This is a genomic window from Lutibacter sp. A80, from assembly GCF_022429645.1.
Lineage (GTDB): Bacteria > Bacteroidota > Bacteroidia > Flavobacteriales > Flavobacteriaceae > Lutibacter.
This window is the reverse complement of record NZ_CP092480.1, coordinates 1,978,523-2,004,287: the sequence shown is the minus strand read 5'-3', so window position 1 is coordinate 2,004,287 and position 25,765 is coordinate 1,978,523. Positions and strand designations below refer to the sequence as shown.

Annotated in this window: 1 protein-coding gene; it reads left to right on the top strand. The window is 35.1% G+C overall.

Translation table 11 applies throughout. From position 1 onward, the window contains the following. Nucleotides 1-8 precede the first annotated feature (8 nt). Complete coding sequence (locus tag MHL31_RS08430) at nucleotides 9-25,757, top strand: PKD-like domain-containing protein (RefSeq protein ID WP_240225491.1); 25,749 nt, start codon at nucleotides 9-11, stop codon at nucleotides 25,755-25,757. Nucleotides 25,758-25,765 lie beyond the last annotated feature (8 nt).

Sequence of the window (25,765 nt, the reverse complement as noted above, 5' to 3'; positions counted from 1 at the left end):
ATAAAACTATGTTGACCAAACCCCTCATTAAGTCAATAAAAAGCAGTGTCTTTTTATTCGCGTACTCGTTTCTTGTATTATGTTCTTATACAAGTGTTTATAGTAATGTTATTTCAATTTCAAGTAATGAATTAGGGCCTGTTTTAGGTGTTAAATCTGCAACAAAACATAAAGCTATTTTTGATGGTTTTAACGATGTTTTTTCACCAATTGATGGAGTAAAAACGGTTTTAACACCTGTAATTACTGTGCAGCCATTAGCAAATCAAACGGTTTGTGCGGGAGAAGGTATAACACTTACAGTTAATGCCACAACAACAAACGGACCTTTATTATACCAATGGTATAGAGGTGTCAATTCTTCAGGAGCAGCGCTTAGTGATGTTGGAAATATATCGGGGAGCAATTCAACTACACTTACTATAACAGGTGCTACGCCTACAGATGCAGGAGATTATTATTGTGAAGTTACAGATAGTTTTGATAATAGTACTGCGGGTGTTTTAGCAACAATAACAATCTCAAACCCTACAATTAGTATTAATCCGTCGGCTAATACAACCGTATGTGAGCTAGATCCGGTTACTTTAACTACAACTTCAAGTGGGGGTGTTGTGACTTGGGATAATGGTATAACAGAAGGTGTTGAATTTTTAGCTACTGCTACTACTACTTATACTGCTACTATTAAAGATGCCAACGGTTGTGAAAATACAGATGCAGTTACAATTACAGTAAATGCATTACCAAATACACCAACAACAACAATTATTCATCCTGATTGTACAACAGCTACAGGGACAGTTCAATTTTCGGGCTTACCTGCCACTAGTGGTAATTGGACTATAAGTTATGGAGGAACAGGTGTAAATGGAAGTGGTTCTGCCTATGATTATACGGGGCTTGCACCAGGAAACTATAATTTCACTGTAAGTAATGATAGTGGGTGTACCATAAGTTTACCAAATATAACAATAGACGCTGCGCCACCAGTACCTACAGCGCCTGTTGTAGGCGTGCCAACACAAACAACGTGTACGGTAGCTACAGGTAGCATACCACTTACTGGTTTACCTGCTACGGGTAGTTGGACTTTAAATATTACTGGAGTTTCAACTCCTACATATACATATGCCGGTAGTGGTACTAGTTATACAGAGCTTAACCTTTCTCCAGATACTTATAGTTTTACAGTAACTAATAGCGATGGTTGTACCTCTGCAGTATCAAGTACTGCTACAATTAATAACCAACCAACAATTGCTGCACCTGTTGTACAAACTATAACACAACCTACTTGTTCAACACCGTTTGGAAGTGTAATATTTAATAGTTTACCCTCTGGAAGTTATACAATTACTAGAAACCCAGGAGGAGTTATAAGTACTGGAAATACAAGTAGTTTACCAATTAATAATATTTCTACAGGTTCATATACTTATACAGTAACAGATGCTAATGGTTGTATTTCTAATAGTACAAATGTTACTATTGATGCACAACCTGCAACACCGACCCCTTTAACAGCGAGTGCGCAAGATTTTACAGGAACTGGTTATACTATTAGTGATTTGGTAACGAGTACTCCTACGGCAGGAGCCACAGTAAATTGGTATAACACTCCTTCAGGAGGTTCTGCATTACCTGTATTAACAGGTTTAACAACAGGTATATACTATGTTTCTCAAAGTTTAAGTGGTTGCGAAAGTGCACGTACGCCTGTAACTGTTAATGTATATCCTAATGCAATTGGAGGTTCAGTAACTGGTGGAACTACTGTTTGTTATAATTCAAGTGCTTCGCTAGTATTAATTGGGCATACAGGAACTGTTCTAAATTGGGAATCTTCTACCGTGGCTGATTTCTCAAGTGGTAATACAAATATTGCAAGTACATCTACAACTTATACAAGTACAAATAATACAACCTCTTTATATTATAGAGCTGTATTGTCTAGTGGTGGTTCAATAGATTATTCAAATCCAGCTTATATTCAAGTAGATAAAGCAAGTGATGGAGGTATAATTGCACCTACTAATTTTGATGTTTGTCAGAATGATGTATCACTTGGTACAATTACCCTAAGTGGTCAAATAGGAAATATTATCCGTTGGGAATCTTCAACAGATACTGTTAATTGGTCTACTATAGCTAATACAACAAATTTATTAAATTATACAGGGTTAACCCAAACAACATATTATAGAGCAGTTGTACAAAATGGTGTTTGTGCTCCTGCTTATTCACCTATAAGTACAATAACAGTAAATCCTTTACCTTCTATTTTAAATATTGTAGATGAAAACCATTGTTATGGTGAAAACTTAACATTTGGATACCCTATAGGAACTACACCTGCCAATCTTGATTATGTATGGACTTCAAGTGCAGGGTTGATTGATCCTACTTCAGAATTTAACACTACAGTTACTCAAACTGAAGACTATACATTAACTATTACAAACAAAAGTACAGGTTGTACCGTTTCAGAAGATTTTACCATTACCTTATTACCCAATCCAACAGCAACTGTTGCCGCTGATGCTACAATTTGTGAAGGTGATGCTATAAGTATTGGTGCAGCACCTGTAGCAGGATCTACATATAATTGGACTAGTAGTCCAGCAGGATTTAGTTCATCTGTTTCAAATCCTAATGTAACACCTTCGGTAACTACTACTTATACATTGGTAGAAACTTCGGGTTCTGGTAGTTGTACAGAAACTAACAGTGTTACTATTACTGTAGAGCCAACTCCAATAATTAATATAACTGGTAGCCCAAATATTACAATTTGTGAAACAGCAACAAATCATTTTATTGGAGCAAGTATAACAAACCCTTATGCAACTTATAATTGGGAAGTGCTTCCTGCAAATGCAGGAGATTTATACAATCAATTAGCTACAGGAGTAGAGTTTACACCTTCTGCAACAGGTATAAACAATGGTTTTGCTACAGTACGCTTAAACGTAACCGATAATTGTGGTACAACTACATATCAAGATATTTTAGTTAACATTGATAGACAACCAACTGCAGTTGTAAGTGGTGGAGGTGCTGTATGTAACACTACACCTATAACATTAAGTGCTGTAGGATCTCAATTTGCTACGGGTTATATTTGGAGTAAACCATCTGGAATTTCTGGGACATTAGTACCTAACGGTACAGGAACTACAGCAACATATACACCTAGTACTGCCGATGTTTTAAATGCAGCTACTTTAAACCCAATAACATTTACATTAGTTACAACTTCAGGTGGTTCTTGTGCGCAAAGTGATCCAGTAACAGTAGATGTAACTATTATAGAGCCACCAATAGTAAGCACAATTGCTGCAACAACTATTTGTGAAGATGGAAATTTTACACCTGATATAGCAAATGTTACTATTACCAATGCTGCATCTTTTGCTTGGACACATAATGGAGATGGACATTTTACAAATATAAAGAGTGAAACACCTACTTATATACCGGGAGTTAATGATAAAATAAATGGAACAGTTACATTAACACTAACAGCCTATGGTAAATCTCCTTGTTCATTTGAAACAAGTGAAACAATTTTAACAATTGAAAAAAACCCAATAATTGATCCTATTGCAGATGCCATAGTTTGTGCAAGTCCTATAACTCCATTAAATTTAAGTGCGACTATTCAAAATCCAGGTACTATTCTTTGGACTAGTAGTGGTACAGGTTCGTTTAATGGAACAGAAAATTCAGCAACACCAATTTTTACACCAAGTAGTGCTGATTTAAATACAAATATTACCTTTACTGTTACGGTACAGCCTACAAGCTCTTGTGGCACAGTTGCTGAGGAAACATTTATTTATACCATAAATGCAGAACCTACAGTAGATGCTGGTGGAGATGACACTATTTGTGAAAGTCAGCCAACATATCAATTAAATGGTACTGTTAATAATGCAGCTTCACTATTATGGACAAGTTCTGGTTCTGGTTCTTTTGACAATTCATCAAATGAAGATCCAATTTATACCTTTAGTCCTGGTGATATAAGTTCTGGCTCTGTTACTTTTACATTAGAAGGCTCTCAAACTAGTTGCGGACCTATAACGGATGATGTTACAATAACTATTCAACAAAATCCAACTGTTAATGCTGGTTTAGCACAAAGTATCTGTCAAGGACAAAGCGCTACCTTGTCAGGTTCGTCAACAAACACGAGTTCAGTTTATTGGGTGAGAAGTAGTGGTACAGGTACATTTGATAATGACACGACTTTAACTCCAACTTATAATTCATCTTCTAGTGAAACAGGAACAATTACATTTACATTAGTTGGAGAGCCTATTGGACCTTGTACTTCACCGAGTTTAGGAGCTTCAACAACGGTTACTATTATTGCAAATCCAACAGCAGATGCAGGTGTAGATGCAGATATTTGTGAAGGAGGAGATTATACAATAACAACAGCTTCAGCATCTAATATAAGCGGAACTGTATTTTGGTCTGCAGGACCTAGTGGAGGTACTTTTACTGGGGGTAATACATTGTCACCAACATATTATCCGAGTACTGCCGATATTAATAATGGGTATGCAACACTTAAATTAACAGCTCTTAAAGACAGTCCTTGTTTTTCTGATGCTGAAGATGAAATGACTTTAACCATTAACAAAATACCAACAGTTAATGTAATAAATTCAAGCATAGATGTTTGTACAGATACGGCACCTTTTGAAATTACTGGAGTAACTGCTATAGATTATGATACTTTAGAATGGACAACTTCGGGTTCTGGAACTTTTACACCTTCACCAAACCCTTTAAATACTACAACAGCTATTTTTTACAATCCATCAGTAACAGATATTACTTCTGGTTCTGTAGTATTAACATTAGAAGCAGCTAGAGATCCTTTAAATTGTAATTCTAGTACAACTAATACTGTAACTTTAAATTTTGTTGAAGATCCTATTGTTGATGCTGGCCCTGCAACAGCTACTATTTGTGAAGGAACTTCATACACCACACTTTCAGCTAGTGCTAATCATTATTCTAATGTAACCTGGACATCAACAGGTACTGGAACTTGGGGAGGTACTCAAAATGATGTATCAAATGCACAATATACACCGTCTATTGCAGATATTGGGTTGGGTTCAGTAACGCTTACTATTACAGCTACTGGTTTAGCTCCTTGTTTTGAAACTATTACAGATGCTATTGTTTTAAATTTAGAACCGTTACCTATAATTACAACAGCAGGCACAGCAACTGTTTGTGCAAGTGAAACATCATTTGCAATAGCAGGAACAAGTATTGCTAATAATTACGAACCAGTAACATTAGCAGATTGGACTTCAACAGGAACAGGAAGTTTTACCACTTCTGGAGACCCTTTAAATCCTATTTACACACCAACCGCTGCTGATATTGCTTCAGGAAATGTAACATTAACGTTAACAGTAACTCCTACAGCACCATGTTTAGCGCCACAAAGTGAGGATATTACCTTAACGTTTATCCCAGAGCCTATTGCAAATGCAGGTGGTAATTTATCGCAATGTGAAACTCCTTTTCAAATTATAACAGCTACAGCAACTGCAGGAACTTATAGCGGTTTGGTTTGGACTACATCAGGTACAGGTACTTTTGCTGGAGGAATAACAAATATTATAAATCCTACATACATACCTTCTACTGCTGATATTTCTGCAGGTACTGTAGATTTAACATTAACTGCGAATCCTGTAAGTCCTTGTGCAGCTCCTTATTCAGAAACTATTACTGTTAGTATAGCTAAGTTACCTGAAATTACTGTAGCGAATCAAGCTACAATTTGTGAAGATGCAAAAGGCGTGCAAGTTTTAGGAACTACTATAACCGACGCATTAAGTTTTATCTACACTTCTACAACAGAAACTATTATAAATAATGAAACAACACTAAACCCAACCGTAACACCAAGTACTACAGATATTAATTTAGGTTATATTGAATTAACTATTGAAGCCAAACCTACTGTAAATTGTGGAACAACACCAGTTACTGAAATAGTAACTATCCCTATTGAAAGAAATCCGGTTGTTAACATTGGAACTCCTCAAAATATTTGTGAAGGAGAAACAATTACAACTACAGATGCTACTGTTTCTTTTGTAGATATTGCAGGTGGTAATTTAGTATGGACAAATAATGGAGGTGATGGTATTTTTACAGGCTCAATAAATGCTGTAGTTACAACTTACCAACCAGGACCTACAGAAATAGATAACGGACAAGTAAATTTAACTTTAACTGGAACGGCTACTTCACCATGTGCTGCAACTGCTATTGCTAATGTAACACATACAATAGTAAAAAATCCTACACTTACGGTGAGCCCTGCTAGTGTAGATATTTGTGAAGACGCTACCTATCAAGTACAACCAGGGCAAGTAACTATTACAGATTTTAGTAATGTTGCTTCGGTAGTTTGGTCTGCAACATCACCAGGAACAATAACTCAAGGAAATCCTTTGGATTTAGAACCTGTTTTTACACCAAGCACTACGGATATTAATAATGGATATTCAGACTTAACTATTACAGTAACTCCAATAGGAAATTGTGCTGGAAATATTTTAACGGAAACTATTCGTGTTAACATTTTAGAAAATGCAACAATTGATGCAACCCAAACAAATTATACTTTTTGTGAAGGAACAAATAAACAATTAGAAGCTATTTTCACCAATGAAGATGCAAGTACATATAACTGGCAAATAATTAGTGGTACAGGTAGCATTTCAGTAAACAATATAGCTACACCAGAATATATTCCAGCTTCAGATAGTGAGGTTGTAGTAATAAGAGTATCAGTAACAGGAAATACTCCTTGTGCAAATGTAGTGTCTAAAGAATTTACCATTAATAAAATACATGCGCCAGAGGTTACTTTAGGAACAAATGTTGCAACGATTTGTAGTTCAGAAACTTCAATAGATTTAAATACGGTAACAGTTTCAAACACAACGGCAAATACAACTTACCAATGGACAAGTTCGTCAAGTAGTGCTACATTTAGTAATCCAAACAACCCAATTTCAAACTATACTTTTTCTGGTGCAGATAAAACCAATGGTACAGTAACTTTACGTTTAACAGCAACTAGCGATGCAACTTGTGCTTTAGAAGATTATGATGAAATTGTAATTACAATTATAGATGCTCCTGAAGTTACAATTACCAATCCTACTTCAGAAATATGTGAAGGAACAAGTTTTGCTGTAAATTCAATTGCAACTACTGCAAATGCTAGCTCTTATTTATGGGAACCAATTGGAGCTTCAGACGGAACATTTTCTTTTGCAAACGATTTAACGTTAGCAGAATATATACCAGGAGCTAATGATATTTTAAATGGTTCGTTTACCATACAACTTACTGCAACAGGAGCTACAACTTGTACTCCAGCAACTGCAACTACAACTGTAAATATAATTGCAAATCCTACTGTTGATGTTGGATTAGAAAACAGAACTAGTTGTGCTTCGGAACCTTTTGTAATTACTGGAGTTACAGGGCAAGATTATGATTCGTTATTATGGACTTCAACAAGTGGTACTCCTGGTACATTTAGTAATAATGGTATTTTAAATCCAACATATACACCAAGTGCTACAGAAATAGCATCAGGTTTACCAATAGTATTAAGACTTACTGCAAATCCATTAGCACCTTGTGCAACGCCTGTTTTTGATGATATTACTTTAAACTTAGCGCCAGAACAAATTGTAGATGCCGGGGCAGATATGTCTATTTGTGAAGGTGAAGATATTATTTTAAATGGGTCTGCAACAAATGCTTCAAGTGTATATTGGACAACTAGTTCAACAGGAGCAACCTTTTCAACCACTGAAAATACAAGTTATACTCCAAGTACTTTAGATTTAAATAATGGTACAGTAACGCTAACATTACATGCAGTTAGTGATACCAATTGTGCTGAAGTAGTGGATGCTGTAGTTGTAACTATTTTGAAAAAACCAACTGCAAATGCAGGAGGATCCGTTACAATTTGTGAAGGAGCTTCTTATACCTTATTAGCTAGTGAAGCAACAGCAACCAATGCAAGTTCAATTTTATGGACAGTATCTGGTGGTGGAACTATTACAGCTGGTACAGAAACAACTTTAACACCAGAATTTATTCCTGCAGTAGGTCAAACAGGAAATGTAACACTAACATTAACGGCATATGCAAATACAACTTGTGGAACTGCTAATGATGTAATTTCTACAAAAACTATTACTATTATTCCAAGTCCAGAAGTAAGTATACCTTCAACAAGCACTATTTGTCAGGGTGAAAGCTTAACAATTACTGCGGCAGAAGCAATAGCTTCAAATTATGCTTCATTACTTTGGACATCGTCTAATGGTTTAGGAACTTTTTCACCATCAAATACAGCAGCTACAATTTACACTCCAGATCCTACACAAACAGGTACGGTTACATTAACATTAACAGCAATTGCTTTAGATGGATCTTGTACAGATGTTTCAGAAGATTTAGATTTAACTATTGCTCCTTCTGTTCAAGTTGAAGCAGGAACAGGAACTGCAATTTGTGAAAATGAAACTTATATAATTTCAGATGCTTCTATTTCAAATGGAAATGGTGTGTTTAACTGGTCTATTACAGGCCCTGCAACAATTACAGCAGGAACAGAAACAACACTTACTCCAGAAATAGTTCCTAATGTTGGAGCTTCAGGAATAGTTAATGTAACTTTAGAAGCTTCAGGTCCAGCAAGCTGTCCAGCTCCAGTTTCTGATACAGTATCTATTACAATTAATCCATTGCCAGTTGTTGATGCAGGTTTACCAATTGAAGCTTGTGAAGGTATTACAGAAATTCCATTAAATGGAACTGCGAGTAATGGAGTAACGTATACGTGGACACATACAGGAGCAGGAACAATTCAAGCAACCACAGATCCTTTACAACCAAAATACATTCCAGCTGCGGCAGATTACACGAACCCTACAGGAGTAACAACAATTAATGTTTACTTAGAAGCTACTGGTGCAGGTAGTTGTGGAAATATAAATGATAGTACTACAATTACTTTATATGCAAACCCAACAGTTAATGCTGGAGCAGATATATCAGCATGTGAAGGAGGAACAGTAACATTAAGTGGAGCAACAGCTACTAATTATAGCGCTGTAACTTGGTCTGGAGGTACAGGAACTTTTGATTATAGTTCATCTGCAATAAATCCAACCTATACTTTGGGTAGTGGAGACACAGGAACAGTAACTCTTACAATGTCTGCAACTCCAAATGTTGCTTGTGCAACTGGACCTATTACTGATGAAGTAGTTATTAATGTAACACAATTACCAACAATTACAACAACACAAAATGAATTTACTTTTTGTGCTGAAACATTTACTTTACCAGATGTTGTAACTATTACAAATAGTACTAATTATACTTGGACAAATACAACAGTGGTTTCAAATAAATCTGTTCCTGTAAATGCAACAACAGAAACACCTTCAATAACACCAACTGTTGATGAAATTAACAATGGATTTATTTTGTTAACTTTAATTGCGCAACCTACAACACCGTGTGTTGGAACAGCAGAAGAAACTATAAAAATTAATTTAAATGCTGCTCCAATAATTGATGCAGGGACTCTTGTTTCAGTATGTTCAGATACAAACCCAATAGCATTAAATTTTGGTGCTAGTGTTTCGCCAAATACTACAACATATAATTGGACTACAGATGGTACTGGAACAATTTTGCCAAGTACTGTAAATAGTTTAGTACCACAATATACACCTGGTATAAATGAAACAGGTATTGTAACATTTACATTACATGCAACTAATCCATCGCCTTGTGTAGGTGAAACAACAGATACAGTAACTTTAGATATTACTCCGTTACCTACAGTAAATGCTGGTTCAGATGCGACTATTTGTGAAGGATCGTCTTTTAATATTACAGATGCAGATGCATTATACTATACATCGATACAATGGACCGCTTCATATGATATTGCAGGAGCAAGTCCAGCAACGGGTACATTTAATCCTTTAAGTGCAAATACAATAAATCCAACTTATACACCAAGTGTAGATGATATAACTGCAGGTCAGGTATACCTTACTTTAAAAGCTTCTAATAGTTGTGGAATTACTTCAGACTATATGAAGTTAACTATTGAACCAGGAGTTGGAGTATTTGCAGGAAACAATACAACTCTTTGTGAAGGAGAATCGTATGCCTTATTTGATGCTACTGCTGCTAATGCAGCTGGAGGTGTTGTATGGACAAGTGCTCAAAATAGTAATGGAACTTCAGTTCCTAGTTATATAGGTGGAACTTTTAGTAGTACTACAGATACCAACCCAACATATATACCAAGCGTTGATGACGTTAATCAAGGTTATGTATATTTAATTTTAACAGGTTCAGGAGCTGGATCTTGTAGTGTTGATAATAGTTTTATGCGTATTGATATTGCTAAAAAACCATCAATTACTGTAACAGATGCTTCTATTTGTGTTGATACACCAAGTATTATATTAAATAGTAGTGCAGATAATTATAAAACTATTGAATGGAGTATTTATAGCGGACCAGGAAGTTTATCTGATATAAATTCAGAAACACCTACGTTTACTTCTGGATTAGCATCAACAATAACATCGGTACAAACTACAATTGCAAGAGCGATTTTAACACCAAATGATGGATGTCCTTCTTCAGAAACAATTATTCAAGATTTAATTATTACAATTCAACCATTACCAACTGTTGAAGCAGGAGATAATGGAGCTGTTTGTTATATTTCTGGACAACCTATTTCTTTATTCACAATAAATAATACCAATGTACTTAATGCTAGTTCTCAAAATTGGTCTACTTCAGGAATTGGTAGTTTTACAGCAGGTACACCTACTAGTTATCAATCTTTAGCAAATAATTGCCCTGGAACTGAAGATTTAACATTAACAGCTAATGGTGTTGGAGCTTGTAGCTCAAGTACTGTTTCAGATGTAGTTACTTTAAATATTAATTGCGAAGCACCAGATTTGGGTACTATAACATCAAGTGCTTCAACTACACTTTGTGCTGGAACAACAGGAGTTGTGTATCAAGTACCAGCAAATCCAAGTGTTACAACATATAATTGGAGTGTTCCAACAGGCGCAACTATTGTAAGTCAAAGTGATAATATTATTACGGTTGACTATGGTGCTAGTGCTATAAATGGAAATGTAGCTGTGTATGCATCTAATTCTTGTGGAAATGGATCAATTTCTACTTTAGGAATTACTCTAGAACCTGTACCAGTTGCTACTACAATAGTTGGAGCAACAACAGTTTGCGCAGGAGAAACTGGAGTAACGTATACAGCAGGAGTAATACCTAATGCAACAAGTTATACTTGGACGCTTCCTGCAGGTGTTAGTTTAGTCTCTGGAGCAACAACCAACGAAATAACTGTAAACTTTACTTCAACAGCTGTTGATGGAGATATTATTGTACAAGCAAATAATGCATGTGGTTCTGGAGTAGCATCTGTGCTTCCAGTAACTGTTATTGCATCACCAACTTTAACGAATACAACTACTACACCAATATGTTCTGGAGATAATTTTACACATTCTTTAATGAGTACACCAGGAGTTACATTTACTTGGGATAGACCAGTGCAAAGTGGAATTGATGGTAGTGCATCTGGTTCAGGTGATATTACTGATGTTTTGGTAAACACAACTGCTTCAGTTCAAAATGCAATTTATACCGTAACATTAACTTCAACTGAAGGATGTATAGCAACTGAAACTATTTCAGTAGCAATTAACCCAGCACCACAATTAACCAATGCTCCTGCGCTTACTGTAATATGTTCAGGAGATATATTTAATTTTAGTCCTACAAGTAGTACTTCGGGTACAGTTTTATGGTCAAGAGCTACTATAGCGGGAATAACAGAATCAGGATCAAGTAATAATAATACACCAATTTCTGAAACTTTAACCAATACTACAGATGCTGTAATTACAGTGGATTATGAAATTACCTTACCAGCAACAGGTAATGGTTGTACCGATGCAGTTATCGTTTCTGTAGATGTAAGCCCAACACCTTCAGATGCAGGAGCTATTTCAAGTGCAGATACAACAGTATGTGCAGATACATCTGGATATACATACTCTGTACCTGCAATACCAAATGCAACATCTTATGTTTGGACAGTTCCAGCAGGAGCAACTATTGTTTCTGGAGCTACTACTAATACAATAACTGTAGATTTTAGTGCAAGTGCCGTTTCAGGTAATATTGAAGTTTATGGAACTAATACTTGTGGTGATGGTGCTTCAAGTGCTTTACCAATAACAGTAATAGCACCACCAACACTTTCAAATCTACCTTCTGTTTTAGATGAAATTTGTTCTGGAGATGCATATGGTTATACACCTCTTAGTGCTACTGCAACGAGTTTTGATTGGGTAGTAAATCCTACATCAGGTATTACTGTTAATACAGCTAATGGTTCAGGAGCAATTTCAGGAGCTTTAGAAAATACAACAAGTTCACCTATAACAGTAACATATACTTATACATTAACAACTGCAGAAGGTTGTACCAATACAGAAGATGTACAAGTCGTTGTAAACCCATTACCAGCATTAAATAATTTAGCAACTGCACCAACTGAAATCTGTTCAGGAGATACTTATGCATACAGTCCTTCAAGTACTCCAGGAGGAACTATTAATTGGTCAAGAAGTATTACAACTGGCATTGCTGAAACTGCAACTAGCGGAGCAGGAGCAATAAGTGAAGTATTAACCAACACAACAACTAATATAATTACTGTTGTTTACGATCTAGAAATAATTTCAAACGGATGTACAACTAATACAACTGTAAGTGTTGATGTATTACCAATACCAGGAACTCCAGGTACAATTACTGGAGATACTATTGTTTGTGAAGGAGTTAATGGAAATTATAGCGTACCAGCTATTGATGGAGCAACATCTTATAATTGGACATTTAATGATGGAACAAATACAACAATAACTACAACAACAAATACCTTAAATTTTGGTCCGATAACTAATTCAGGAACTTTAACAGTTCAAGGTGAAAATACTTGTGGAACAGGTGTTGTTTCAGCAGCAATTAACATTACAGTAATAGCACCACCAACACTTTCAAATATAGCTTCTGTTTTAGATGAAATTTGTTCTGGAGATGCATATGGTTATACACCACTTAGTGCTACTGCAACTAGTTTTGATTGGGTAGTAAATCCTACATCAGGTATTACTGTTAATACAGCTAATGGTTCAGGAGCAATTTCAGGAGCTTTAGAAAATACAACAAGTTCACCTATAACGGTAACATATACTTATACATTAACAACTGCAGAAGGTTGTGCCAATACGGAAGATGTACAAGTTGTTGTAAACCCATTACCAGCATTAAATAATTTAGCAACTGCACCAACTGAAATCTGTTCAGGAGATACTTATGAATACAGTCCTTCAAGTATTCCTGGAGGAACTATTAATTGGTCAAGAAGTACTACAACTGGTATTGCTGAAACTGCAACTAGCGGAACAGGAGCAATAAGTGAAGTATTAACCAACACAACAACTAATATAATTACTGTTGTTTATGATCTAGAAATAATTTCAAACGGATGTACAACTAATACAACTGTAAGTGTTGATGTATTACCAATACCAGGAACTCCAGGTACAATTACTGGAGATACTATTGTTTGTGAAGGGGCTGATGGAAATTATAGTGTAACAGCTATTGATGCAGCAACATCTTATAATTGGACATATAGTGACGGAACAAATACAACAGTAATTACTACTGCTACCAATACCTTAAATTATGGTCCGATAACTAATTCAGGAACTTTAACAGTTCAAGGTGAAAATGCTTGTGGAACAGGTGTTGTTTCAGCAGCATTTAATATTACAGTAATTGTTCCACCAACACTTTCAAATGCCCCTAGTGGAGCAGAAGTCTGTTCGGGAGAATTATTTAGTTATACTCCAGCTAGTTTGCAAGGTATTCAATTTGAATGGGAAAGATCTTTGGTTTCAGGTATTTCTAATAGTGCTGTAACAGCTATTAATGGAGCAATTAATGAAACTTTAATAAATACAACTAGTACTCCTATTACAGTTACATATACCTATACAATTACAACAATAGATGGTTGTACTAATACGGAAAGTTTTGATGTACTTGTACAACCTTCACCAGTATTAAATTCAGGTACACCAGCAGCAATATGTTCTGGAGACTATTTTATATACAATCCTACAAGTGAACCAGCAGCAACTACCATTAATTGGTCAGTTGTAAATTCTAGTGATTTTATAGCAACGGGCTCTGGTACAGGTTCTGGACCAATAAATCAACAATTAACAAACTTAACAAGTGGTGTTGTAACTGTTGTTTACAATCTTGAAATTATTGCAAATGGCTGTACAAGTAATACTACTATTAGTGTAGATGTAAACCCATTACCTGATGCAGCAGGTACAATTACTGGTGATAATAATATTTGTGCTGGTAGTGCAGGAAATACATATACAGTTCCTTTAATTGCAAATGCAACAAGTTATTTATGGACCTTGCCTAACGGTTCAACACATACAACTTCAGGTAATACATTAGTTACCACTTTTGATTCGTTGGCTACGCCAGGAAACTTAACCGTACAAGGTATAAATGCTTGTGGTAACGGAACAGTATCTAGTCCATACTATATCAACATTATTACACCACCAACACTTTCAAATATACCTACAAGTGCAGCAATTTGTTCAGATATTCAATTTAATTACACTCCAGCAAGTAGTTCTGCAGTAAATTATAATTGGGTACGAAATTTTGTACCAGGAATTAGTCCGGCAACAAGTTTAGGTTCAAATGCGATTAATGAGGTGTTAACCAATACAACTAATTCGCCTATTATTGTAACTTATACTTATACCTTAGAAACATCGGAAGGTTGTACAAATACTTCAACACAAGACGTACAAGTTACCGTTAACCCTTCACCAATATTAACAGCTGCGGCACCAGTTTCAATTTGTTCAGGAGATTCCTTTACACATACACTTTCAAGTAATATTTCTACAGCAACTTTTACTTGGAAAAGAGCTGCTACAGGAACCATTTCAGAAAGTTCAAGTACTGGTACTGGAGATATTAATGAAACTAGTTTAACCAATTTAACAGAGAATGTAGTTACGGTTATTTATGATGTTACAATTGATGATGGAACGTGTACTACAGATACAACTGTAAGCGTAGATGTAGCACCTATTCCGGGAGATGGAAAAGATATTTCTGGTCCTAATACGGTGTGTGCAGGTGAAACAGGTGTGGTATATACTACTCCAGAAATTACGAATGCAGTAGATTATTTATGGACCTTACCTGATGGTAGTGAAGTTACTACTTCAAGTAGTACTATTACTATTAATTTTGCTGCAGCAGCAACTACAGGTAGTTTAACTGTACAAGGTGTAAATGCCTGTGGAAAAGGACTAAGTTCTGATGCATTCGCAATTACTGTTGTACAACAGCCAACATTATCAAGTAGTTTAACACCGCCAGCGGTATGTTCTGGTGAGTTATTTCATTATGAAGCTACTAGTGCAAAAACAACAACTACTTTTGAATGGGAACGTATAGCGCAACCTAATATTGCAAATGCTGCAGGTTTTGGAATTAATACTATTGATGAAGTGTTGATAAACACAACTGATGTACCAGTACCTGTTGATTATGAAATAACATTAACAACAGCACAAGGTTGTACCAATACACAAACAGTTACTGTAATTGTAAACCCATTACCAAGTTTAGATTTAGTTGTAACTGATGCTCCTGGAAGCGTATGTTCTGGAGTTTCTTTTTCATTCACACCACAAACAAAAGCTGTACCAGTAACTACTGGAGCTATTAGTTGGGTTAGAAATGGGGTTACAGGTATTAATGGTTCTTCATCTAGTAGTGGTTCAGGAACCATAAATGAAACACTTACAAATTCAACTAATAATACAATTACAGTTGAATATATAATAACCTTACCAGCTACTACAGCTAATGGTTGTACTTCAACTGAAATTATTGAAGTTGATGTTGACCCAGTACCAGCTGAAGCAGGTGTAATTACTGGTCCTACTGAAGTTTGTGCAGGTTCAACTGGGCATGTGTATAGTGTAGCTTCAATTACTAACGCTCTTGAATATGTATGGACCTTACCTAATGGCAGTGTTATTACTACAAACTCTAATACAATAACTATTGATTATAATGTGTCAGCTACGGATGGTTCGCTTACTGTAGAAGGGAAAAATGATTGTGGAAACGGAATACCTTCTGTATTACCAATTACTGTAATTGCTCCACCTGTATTATCAAGTTCTTTAACTGATGAGGTTTGTTCAAATACAACATTTAATTATACTCCAACAAGTAGTACGGGAACCACTTTTAGTTGGACTAGGTCTGCAAATCCAAATATTCAAAATCCAGCTAATAATGGTACTGGAGCTATTAATGAAACACTTATAAATACAAGTAATAATGATGTATTAGTAGATTATGAATACACTATTACAACTGATATAGGATGTACAAATACAGAAATAATAACAGTAACTGTACACCCATCACCATCGCTTGATTTTACAGTATTACCAATTTCGGACATATGTTCAGGAGAAGTATTTACATATACACCTGTTCTAAATTCAATTCCAGCTACAACTGGTCCTGTAATTTGGACACGAGTAGATATTGCAGGAATTACATCTTCTGGTGTTAATTCTGGAACAGGAACCATTACTGAAACATTAACAAATTCAACAAGTAATAGTATAGCTGTAACCTATCAATTAGAGTTGCCTGCAACAACACCTCACGGATGTACAACAACAGAAAACATTATTGTAAATGTACATCCATCTCCAATTGCAGCCATAAGTGGAGGTGGAAATACTTGTTTAAATAGTACGGACAACCTAATAACATTTACAGGTTCTAATGGAATTGCTCCATATACTTTTGAATATACTATTAATGGGTCTGTTTTAAATACTATAACAACAGTAGGTAGCAATAACAGTATTCAAATAGTATCTTCGTCAAGTAATATTGGTTCATTTACGTATGATTTACAACGAATTATAGATGCAAATGGTTGTGAAACCGATTTATCAGGAGCAGTATTAACTGCTACAATAGATGTAATTGCAGCACCTACATTGATAATAACAGATCCACTACCAATTTGTGAAAATGGAACTACAGATTTAACAGATGTTGGTATTACAGCTGGTTCAGATACCAATATTACATTGTCTTATTGGACAGACGCTACAGGTTCAAACCCTTATTATACACCTGAAGCAGCCACTCCAGGAACATATTATATTAAAGCAACAACAACTTCAACAAGTTGTTCAAGTATCCAACCTGTAGTAGTTACAGGAGTTCCTACGCCAGAAATTATAGTAAATAGTTTAACTATCTGTGAGGGAGATGTTGGAACTATCGCTGCTTCTCCAAAAAATAGTGGAGACACTTATCTGGCAGGAACTTTTGGAGATACCTATACTTATAGTTGGACGGTTCCAACAGGAGTAAATCCTCCTGGAAACGTTGCTACTTTTACAACACCAACAACACTTACTGCTGGAACTTATAATTACAGCGTAACTATAACAAGTGTTGAGAGACCATCTTGTGTTAGTGAAACTGTAAATGGAACATTAACTGTAAATCCATTACCAACAGCAACTATAAGTGGTCCAACAGCACCAGTTTGTGTTGATGAGCAAACAACAATTACACTTACAGGTAGTTTAGGAACTGCTCCATATACTTTCGAGTATAATATAGATGGAGGAACTGTACAAACTGTAACTTCAGTTGGTCCAGCTACAACAATTATAGTTGATACAAGTTCACCAGGAACATTTAATTATAACTTAATAAGTGTTACGGATGGAAGTAGTACAGCTTGCACACAATCGTTAACTGGAGTTAGTTATACTTTAGAAGTAGCACCGCCTCCAAGTTTAACAATAGTTAATCCAGATCCTATCTGTGAAAATGATACAGTAGATTTAGAAACTACTATTTCACCTTTAAATAGTGGTTTAACGTATACTTATTGGGCTAATATTGATGCCTCAATACCTGTTGCTACGCCAAATGCAGTAGGTCCTGGTACTTATTATATTAAAGCTGAAGATACCAATGGATGTATTACTATAGAAGAAGTAGTAGTTCAACAAAACGCATTGCCAGAGGTAACAGTAAATAGTGCAATAATTTGTGAAGGAGATTTAGCAACAATTACTGCAACTCCAAGTATAAGTGGTATTTATAATTATAATTGGACAGTTCCATCAGGAGCAACTCCTCCAGGAAATATAGCTACTTTTGATACCGATATTGCGGGTAATTATACAGTTTATATAACCGAAGTGAATGCGCCATATTGTGAAAGCGCAGTTGCTACTTCAACGGTAACAATAAATCCTTTACCTAGTGCAACCATTACAACGTCAGATACTGAAGTTTGTATGGACACTCCTGTAACAATCACCTTTACAGGTTTAAATGGTACAGATACATATGAATTTGAATATACAGATCCTACAGGAGCAACACAAACAATTGTTTCTACAGGTAATACAGCAGAGATTAATGTGCCAACAGCTGCAGCTGGTGTTTATACTTATACATTAGTAAGCGTTGCAGATTCTAGTACAGCCTGTAATCAAGTACAATCAGATTCAGTAACGGTTACTGTTAGAGATGTGCCAACTGTAGATGCAGGTACAGATATTACTGTTTGTGCAGGAGAAGAGTTAACGCTTACAGCAACAGGAACAGCAAGTAGTTATGTTTGGAGTAATGGAGTTGTAGATGGAGTACCATTTACACCTACTTTATCCACTACATATACAGTAACTGGAACGGATCCTTTTGGATGTGAAAATACAGATGAAATAACTGTAACTATTGCACCAGCTATTACAGGAACAATTAAAACTCCTTACGATTTTGAGATATGTAAAGATGCAACTGCACCAACTATAACATTTGTTGGAGCTAACGGAACAGCACCTTATACATTTACATATGAAATAAGTTCAGCTTTATTAGCAACTCCAGTAACAGGAACTATAACATCAACAGGTAATGAAGCTAATTTAGTGCCAGAATTACCTACATCAACAGCAGACTCATTTACAATAACTTTAATAAATGTGGAAGATTCAGGAAGCTGTAATAATGGAAATTTAATAGCTCCAAATCAAGCATTTGTAAACGTGTTAGATGCAGGTATTAATCCATTAAATTTAATTGAAGTAAGTCAAATAGTATGTGAAAATGAGCCAATTGTAGATGTAGTTTTTGAAATAAATGGTTCTCCTCTTAATGCGTATGTAGATGATTTACCAGCTGGTGTAACAAGTGATTATATACCAGGAGTAACTTTTGGAGACCCAGGTATTTTAACCATAAGCGGAACGCCAAACGAAGCAGGTATATTTAATTATACAGTTGTAGTTTCTGGTTCGTTAGTTGGATGTGATGCCACATTCCCTGGAACATTAACTATTAATGAAACAGGAAAATTAGACTTGCAAATACCAGGATCTAACGAGCAATTGGTTTGTAATAATACGCCAATAAATGATATTACATATGATATAGAAGGTGGAGCAACAGGAGCAACAGTTGTATTTTCACCAAATGCTCCTGCAGGTATAAGTTATACTGTTAGTGGTTCAAGTGTTATAATTTCAGGAACACCAACCGAAACAGGAGTATTTACATATACTGTAGAAACATTCTCTACAGATAACAGTTGTGATCAAGCAATTGAAACTGGAACAATTACTAGTACTGAAAGCGAAATAAATATAGTTTCTGGAACAGCAGATCAAACAGTTTGTTTTGGAACAGCTATTGACATTACTACATATAGTATATCAACTGCCCCATCAACAGCAACACAAGCAGCATTAGTATTAAATGGCACATTACCAAAAGGAGTTACTTTTGATTCTTTAACAGGAATACTATCAGGAATACCAACTGAGAGTGGAACTTTCTCATATAGTATAGACTCTTCAATTGGTTGTGCAGTAGCATATACTGGTGAAATTATTGTAAATCCATTACCAGAAGTAACAGTTAATAGTGCAACAATTTGTGAAGGAGATTTAGCAACAATTACTGCAACTCCTAGTACAAGTGATTATTATAATTATACCTGGACTGTTCCATTAGGAGCAACTCCTCCAGGAAATGTAGCTACTTTTGATACAGATATTGCAGGTGATTATACCGTATATATAACAGAAGTAAATGCACCGAATTGTGAAAGCGCAGTTGCAACTTCAACAGTAATAGTAAATCCATTACCTAGTGCTTCTATTGCAATTTCAGATACTGAGGTTTGTATGGATACTCCTGTAACAATTACCTTAACAGGTTCAAATAGTACAGATGCTTATATGTTTGAGTATACCGATCCTACAGGAGCAACACAAACAATTGCTTCTACAGGTAATACTGCAGAGATTAATGTTCCTACAGCTATTGCTGGTGTTTATACCTATACATTAGGAAGTGTTGAAGATTCTAGTACAGCTTGTAATCAAGTACAATCAGATTCAGTAACGGTTACTGTTAGAGAAGCACCAACTGTAGATGCAGGTGCAGATATTACTGTTTGTGCAGGAGAAGAACTAACACTTACAGCGTCAGGAACGGCAAGTAGTTATGTATGGAGTAATGGAGTAGTAGATGGAGTACCATTTACACCTACCATATCTACTACATACACAGTAACTGGAACAGATTCTTTTGGATGTGAAAATACAGATGAAATAACTGTAACTATAGAACCAGCTATTACAGGAACAATTAAAACTCCTTACGATTTTGAACTATGTAAAGATGCACCTGCACCAACTATAACATTTGTTGGAGCCAACGGAGCAGCACCTTATACATTTACATATGAAATAAGTTCAGTTTTATTAAATGCACCAATAACAGGAAGTGTTACATCAACTGGAAATGAAGCTAATTTAGTACCAGAATTACCAACATCAACAGCGGGTTCATTTACGGTAACTTTGTTAAGTGTTTCTGATGATAAAGGTTGTTATAATGAAGATATTGTAGCTCCAAATCAAGCATTTATTGAAATATTAGATGCTGGAATTGAACCATTAAACTTAACTGAAGTAAATCAGATAGTATGTGAAAATGAGCCAATTGTAGACGTGATTTTTGAAATAAATGGTTCACCTCAAGATGCATATGTCGATAATTTACCTAATGGAGTAACTAGTGACTATGATAGTGCTACTGGTATTTTAACTATTAGTGGAGCATCTACTGAAGCGGGTGAATTTGATTATACAGTTGTAGTTTCTGGTTCGTTAGTTGGTTGTGATGCCACATTCCCTGGAACATTAACAATTAATGAAACGGGTAAATTAAACTTACAAATACCAGATTCAGACAAACAATTGGTTTGTAATAATACACCAATAACTAATATTACATATGATATAGAAGGTGGTGCAACAGGAGCAACAGTTGTATTCTCTCCAAATGCTCCAGCAGGAATAAGTTATACTGTTAGTGGTTCAAGTGTTGTAATTTCAGGAACACCAACTGAAACAGGTGTGTTTACTTACACTGTAGAAACTTTTTCAACAGATAATAGTTGTAGCCAGGCAATTGAAACCGGAACAATTACGATTACAGAAAATGAAATAAATATAGTTTCTGGAACACCAGATCAAACAGTGTGTATTGATACGGCTATTGAGGCTATTACATATAATATAACAACGGTTCCATCAACTGTAACCACTGCATCATTAGTATTGAATGGTACATTGCCAGAAGGTGTTACTTTTGATACTGCAACAGGTATTTTATCAGGAACACCAATTGAAGGTGGTACGTTCTCATATAGTATAGAAGCTTCAACAAGTTGTGCTGCACCAATTACAGGTGAAATAGTTGTGAATACTAATTTACCAATAGTTCTTATTCAGAATGGATTAGATACTATTGAAGTTTGTGAAGGAAGTGAAATTTCGCTTACTGCAACTGGTGCTGATAGTTACGAATGGTATGAGTTAAACTCAGCTGGAGTACCAGTTTCATTGGCAACAACTGATGTTTATACATATAGTCCAACTGCTAATCAAACCTTGTATGTAATTGGAACATCCACTAGTGGTTGTTCAAATACAGCAGAAATAAATGTGATTCTAAAACCTGCAATTTCAGCAACTATAACAGGTTTAAATACGTTTGAAGTTTGTAAAGATGAAACAGCACCAAGCATAACATTTACTGCAACAAATGGTATTGCTCCTTATACATTTACTTATACTGTTAATGGTATAACGAATACAATTTCTAGTATTAATAATAGTGATAGTGTTGTAATAACGATACCAACTACTACAGCTGGTAATTTCGATATTAAATTAGTTAATGTAGAAGATAGTGGAAGTGCAAATTGTAATCCACCTACGCTTTTAGAGCCTACAACAGCAGAAGTTTCAGTTGTAGATTCGAGTATATATCCTGTAGCAAATGCTGAAATTTATCAAACAATTTGTGAAGGTGAAGCTATTTCAAATATTAGTTTTAATATTCAAGGAGATGCAACAAACGCTTATGTAGAAGGTTTACCATCTGGTGTTATTAGTTCATTTACAGCAAATGTATTAACTATTTCAGGAACGCCAACAGTAACTGGTAACTATACTTATACAGTTGTTTCTTCTGGACTTTCTACTTCTTGTAATTCAACATTTAGTGGAACAATTGATATTAATGAAAATGATAAAATAACAGCAGTTTCTGAGGATACTATTGATCAAACAATTTGTCCTAATGAATCCATTCAACCAATATTATTTGAATTGAGTGGTAGTGCAACAGGTGTAAATATTACAGGGTTACCTTCTGGAATTATATGGAATATAGACGCTGGTATTGTAACTATTTCAGGAACAAACAATGGAGCAGTTGGTGCTTATACTTATACTATAGAAACACAAGGTATTTGTTCAGGTACTTCAACAACGGGAGTTATAACTATTACAGCTCCAGATAGTGTAGCATTAACAAATGGTAGTACAGATGAAATTGTTTGTGTAAATAGTAGCTTAACAAGTGCTATTCAGTACCAAGGAACAGCTGGTTTAACATTACAACTTAATGGAGTTTTACCTCCTGGGGTTTCATTTATTGCTGACCCTGTAACTGGTAGTGCTGTTATAGATGGAACACCAACACTTGTTGGAACATATAATTATAGTATTACATCAGATTCTAATTGTAGTGAAATAATTGAAGGAAGTATTGTAGTAGAAGATAATGCATTTATAGATTTAAATAGCGGATCTATAAATCAAGTTATTTGTGTGGGATCTCCAATGGAAACATTAAGATATGAATTACCTTTAAGTGTATTACAGTCTGATGTAACATTTACAACTCCTTTACCTTTAGGAATTAATTATTTGGTAAAAGACGGTGAGCTAATTCTTTCTGGAACACCAACTAATGTATTAGCAGAAACTACTTTTGAAATAACTGTTACTAGTAAATGTGGAAATACTTCAACGGAGTTTAATTTAACTATTGAAGAAACTCCAGAAATTACATTAGTAGCAAATTCAGGAACAGTTACCCAATCTGTTTGTCAAAATAAAGCAATAGATCCAATTCAATTTACGGTTAGCCCTATTGGTACAACAATAGATTTAAGTTTATTACCAAGTTATATTACGGCAACTGAAATTAATGCAAGTACTGGATTATGGGAATTAACCGGAGCGCCATTAAGTACAGGAGTCTTTAATTTTGAAATTCAAACTATAGGAAATTCAAATTGTAGTGCAAGTTTACAAATTCAAATTGAAAATTTATATGCAGGAGTAAATGCTGTGTTGGCTACAAATAGTGGTTCAGAAAATCAAACCATATGTTCGTTTAACGATTCAATAGAAGCTATTGTTTATACTATTACAGGAACTATTCCAGATCCAAGTATTATTACTGTTAATGGTTTGCCAAGCGGAATAAGTTATACAAAAACTACAACTGCAACAGGAATGATAGTAACCATAAGCGGACAAGCAACTGCTACAGGAGTTTACGAATATGAGTTGGTATACGATAATTGTGGAGCAATTAGAACTGGTAGTATAGAAGTTTCTTCACCTATATCATTAAATAGTACTGTAACTCAAATTTCTTGTACGGGTGATGATGCATCTATAGCTGTTGATATTTTTGGAGGTGTTCCTTATATTGATGCAAGTGGACAACCATTCTATAATGTTTCGTGGGAAGGTCCAAACGGATTTAAACAAAATCAAACCACAATAACGGGACTTCTACCAGGAGATTATGTTATTACAGTTGAAGATGCTTTAGGTTGTAATGCACAATCTGAAACCTTTACAATTGAATCTTTAGAGCCTTTATATGTAGAATTATTAAGTTCAACAGATATATCTGGTTGTGGTGATGAGAATGAATTAGGCTGTGCTAACCTAGATTATACTGGAGGAACAGGAATTTATACTTCTTTCTTATTAGAATATAAAAATCCTCAAAATCAGGTTTGGAAATCAATAACACCTAAAAATAATAACTATTATAATATTTGTGATTTAGAAGCCGGCTTGTATAGAGTTACAGTAACTGATAGTGGAGGTTGTACAACTGAACCTTTTACTTTTAGTATTGAAAATGGAAGTCAGTTTGCAATCGAAAACTTAGTATTTGATCAAGATTTATGTACTGGAGAAACAGGTATTATTTTAATGGAAGTAACTTCCAAAGATTCAAACCTTATATTTACGTATAATGGTGCTGCTGTTACAGTAGAAGATCTTGGAAATAATTTCTATGAACTTCAAATTAGTGCAGGACTTGTAACAACAGGTGTTGTTACCGTAACTAATTCAGATGGATGTTCAATATCTAGAGATATTACATTGGAAACAATGGAGCCAGATTTTGAATTTACTTCTATAGAATTTGAAAACTTTGGTTATTATGAAGTAAATTCAAGTATTGAGTTTACAAATTTAAACTTTGCAAATTCAACAATTTTTAACCCTAATGTTTATACTTATATAGAATGGGATTTTGATGATAATACACCGTTTAAAACTTTCTATTATCCAGATGATTTAGATGCAAATGAAAATGATGAAAATATAGAAACTGTTTTCCATACATATACAACGGATGGAATTTATGATGTTACTCTTACACTTTATAACAGTGCTGGTTGTGCAACATCTATAACCAAAACCATTGTAGTAGGTAAAGGAGCATCAGTAATTTTACCAACAGTATTTTCTCCTAATGGCGATGGTGTTAACGATATGTACAGACCATTGTTTAGAGGTATTACAGAAATATCTATGTATATTTATGATAGTTGGGGTAACCTAGCTTATGAGTTTACCTCAGATGATGCAACATCACTTCAAAATGATGCTAATTGGGGTTGGGATGGTATTGAGCCTGTAAATTCGGAACCTAAAAATGGTAATTATAGGTGTTATATTGTCGCAAAAACGCTGGATAACAAGGTTATTGAAAAGAGTGTTAGATTCTTAATAATACAATAATTATTTCT

Coding starts and splice junctions, on each gene's coding strand:
- MHL31_RS08430 (WP_240225491.1), top strand. CDS start 9: ATGTTGACCAAACCCCTCATTAAGTCAATAAAAAGCAGTGTCTTTTTA.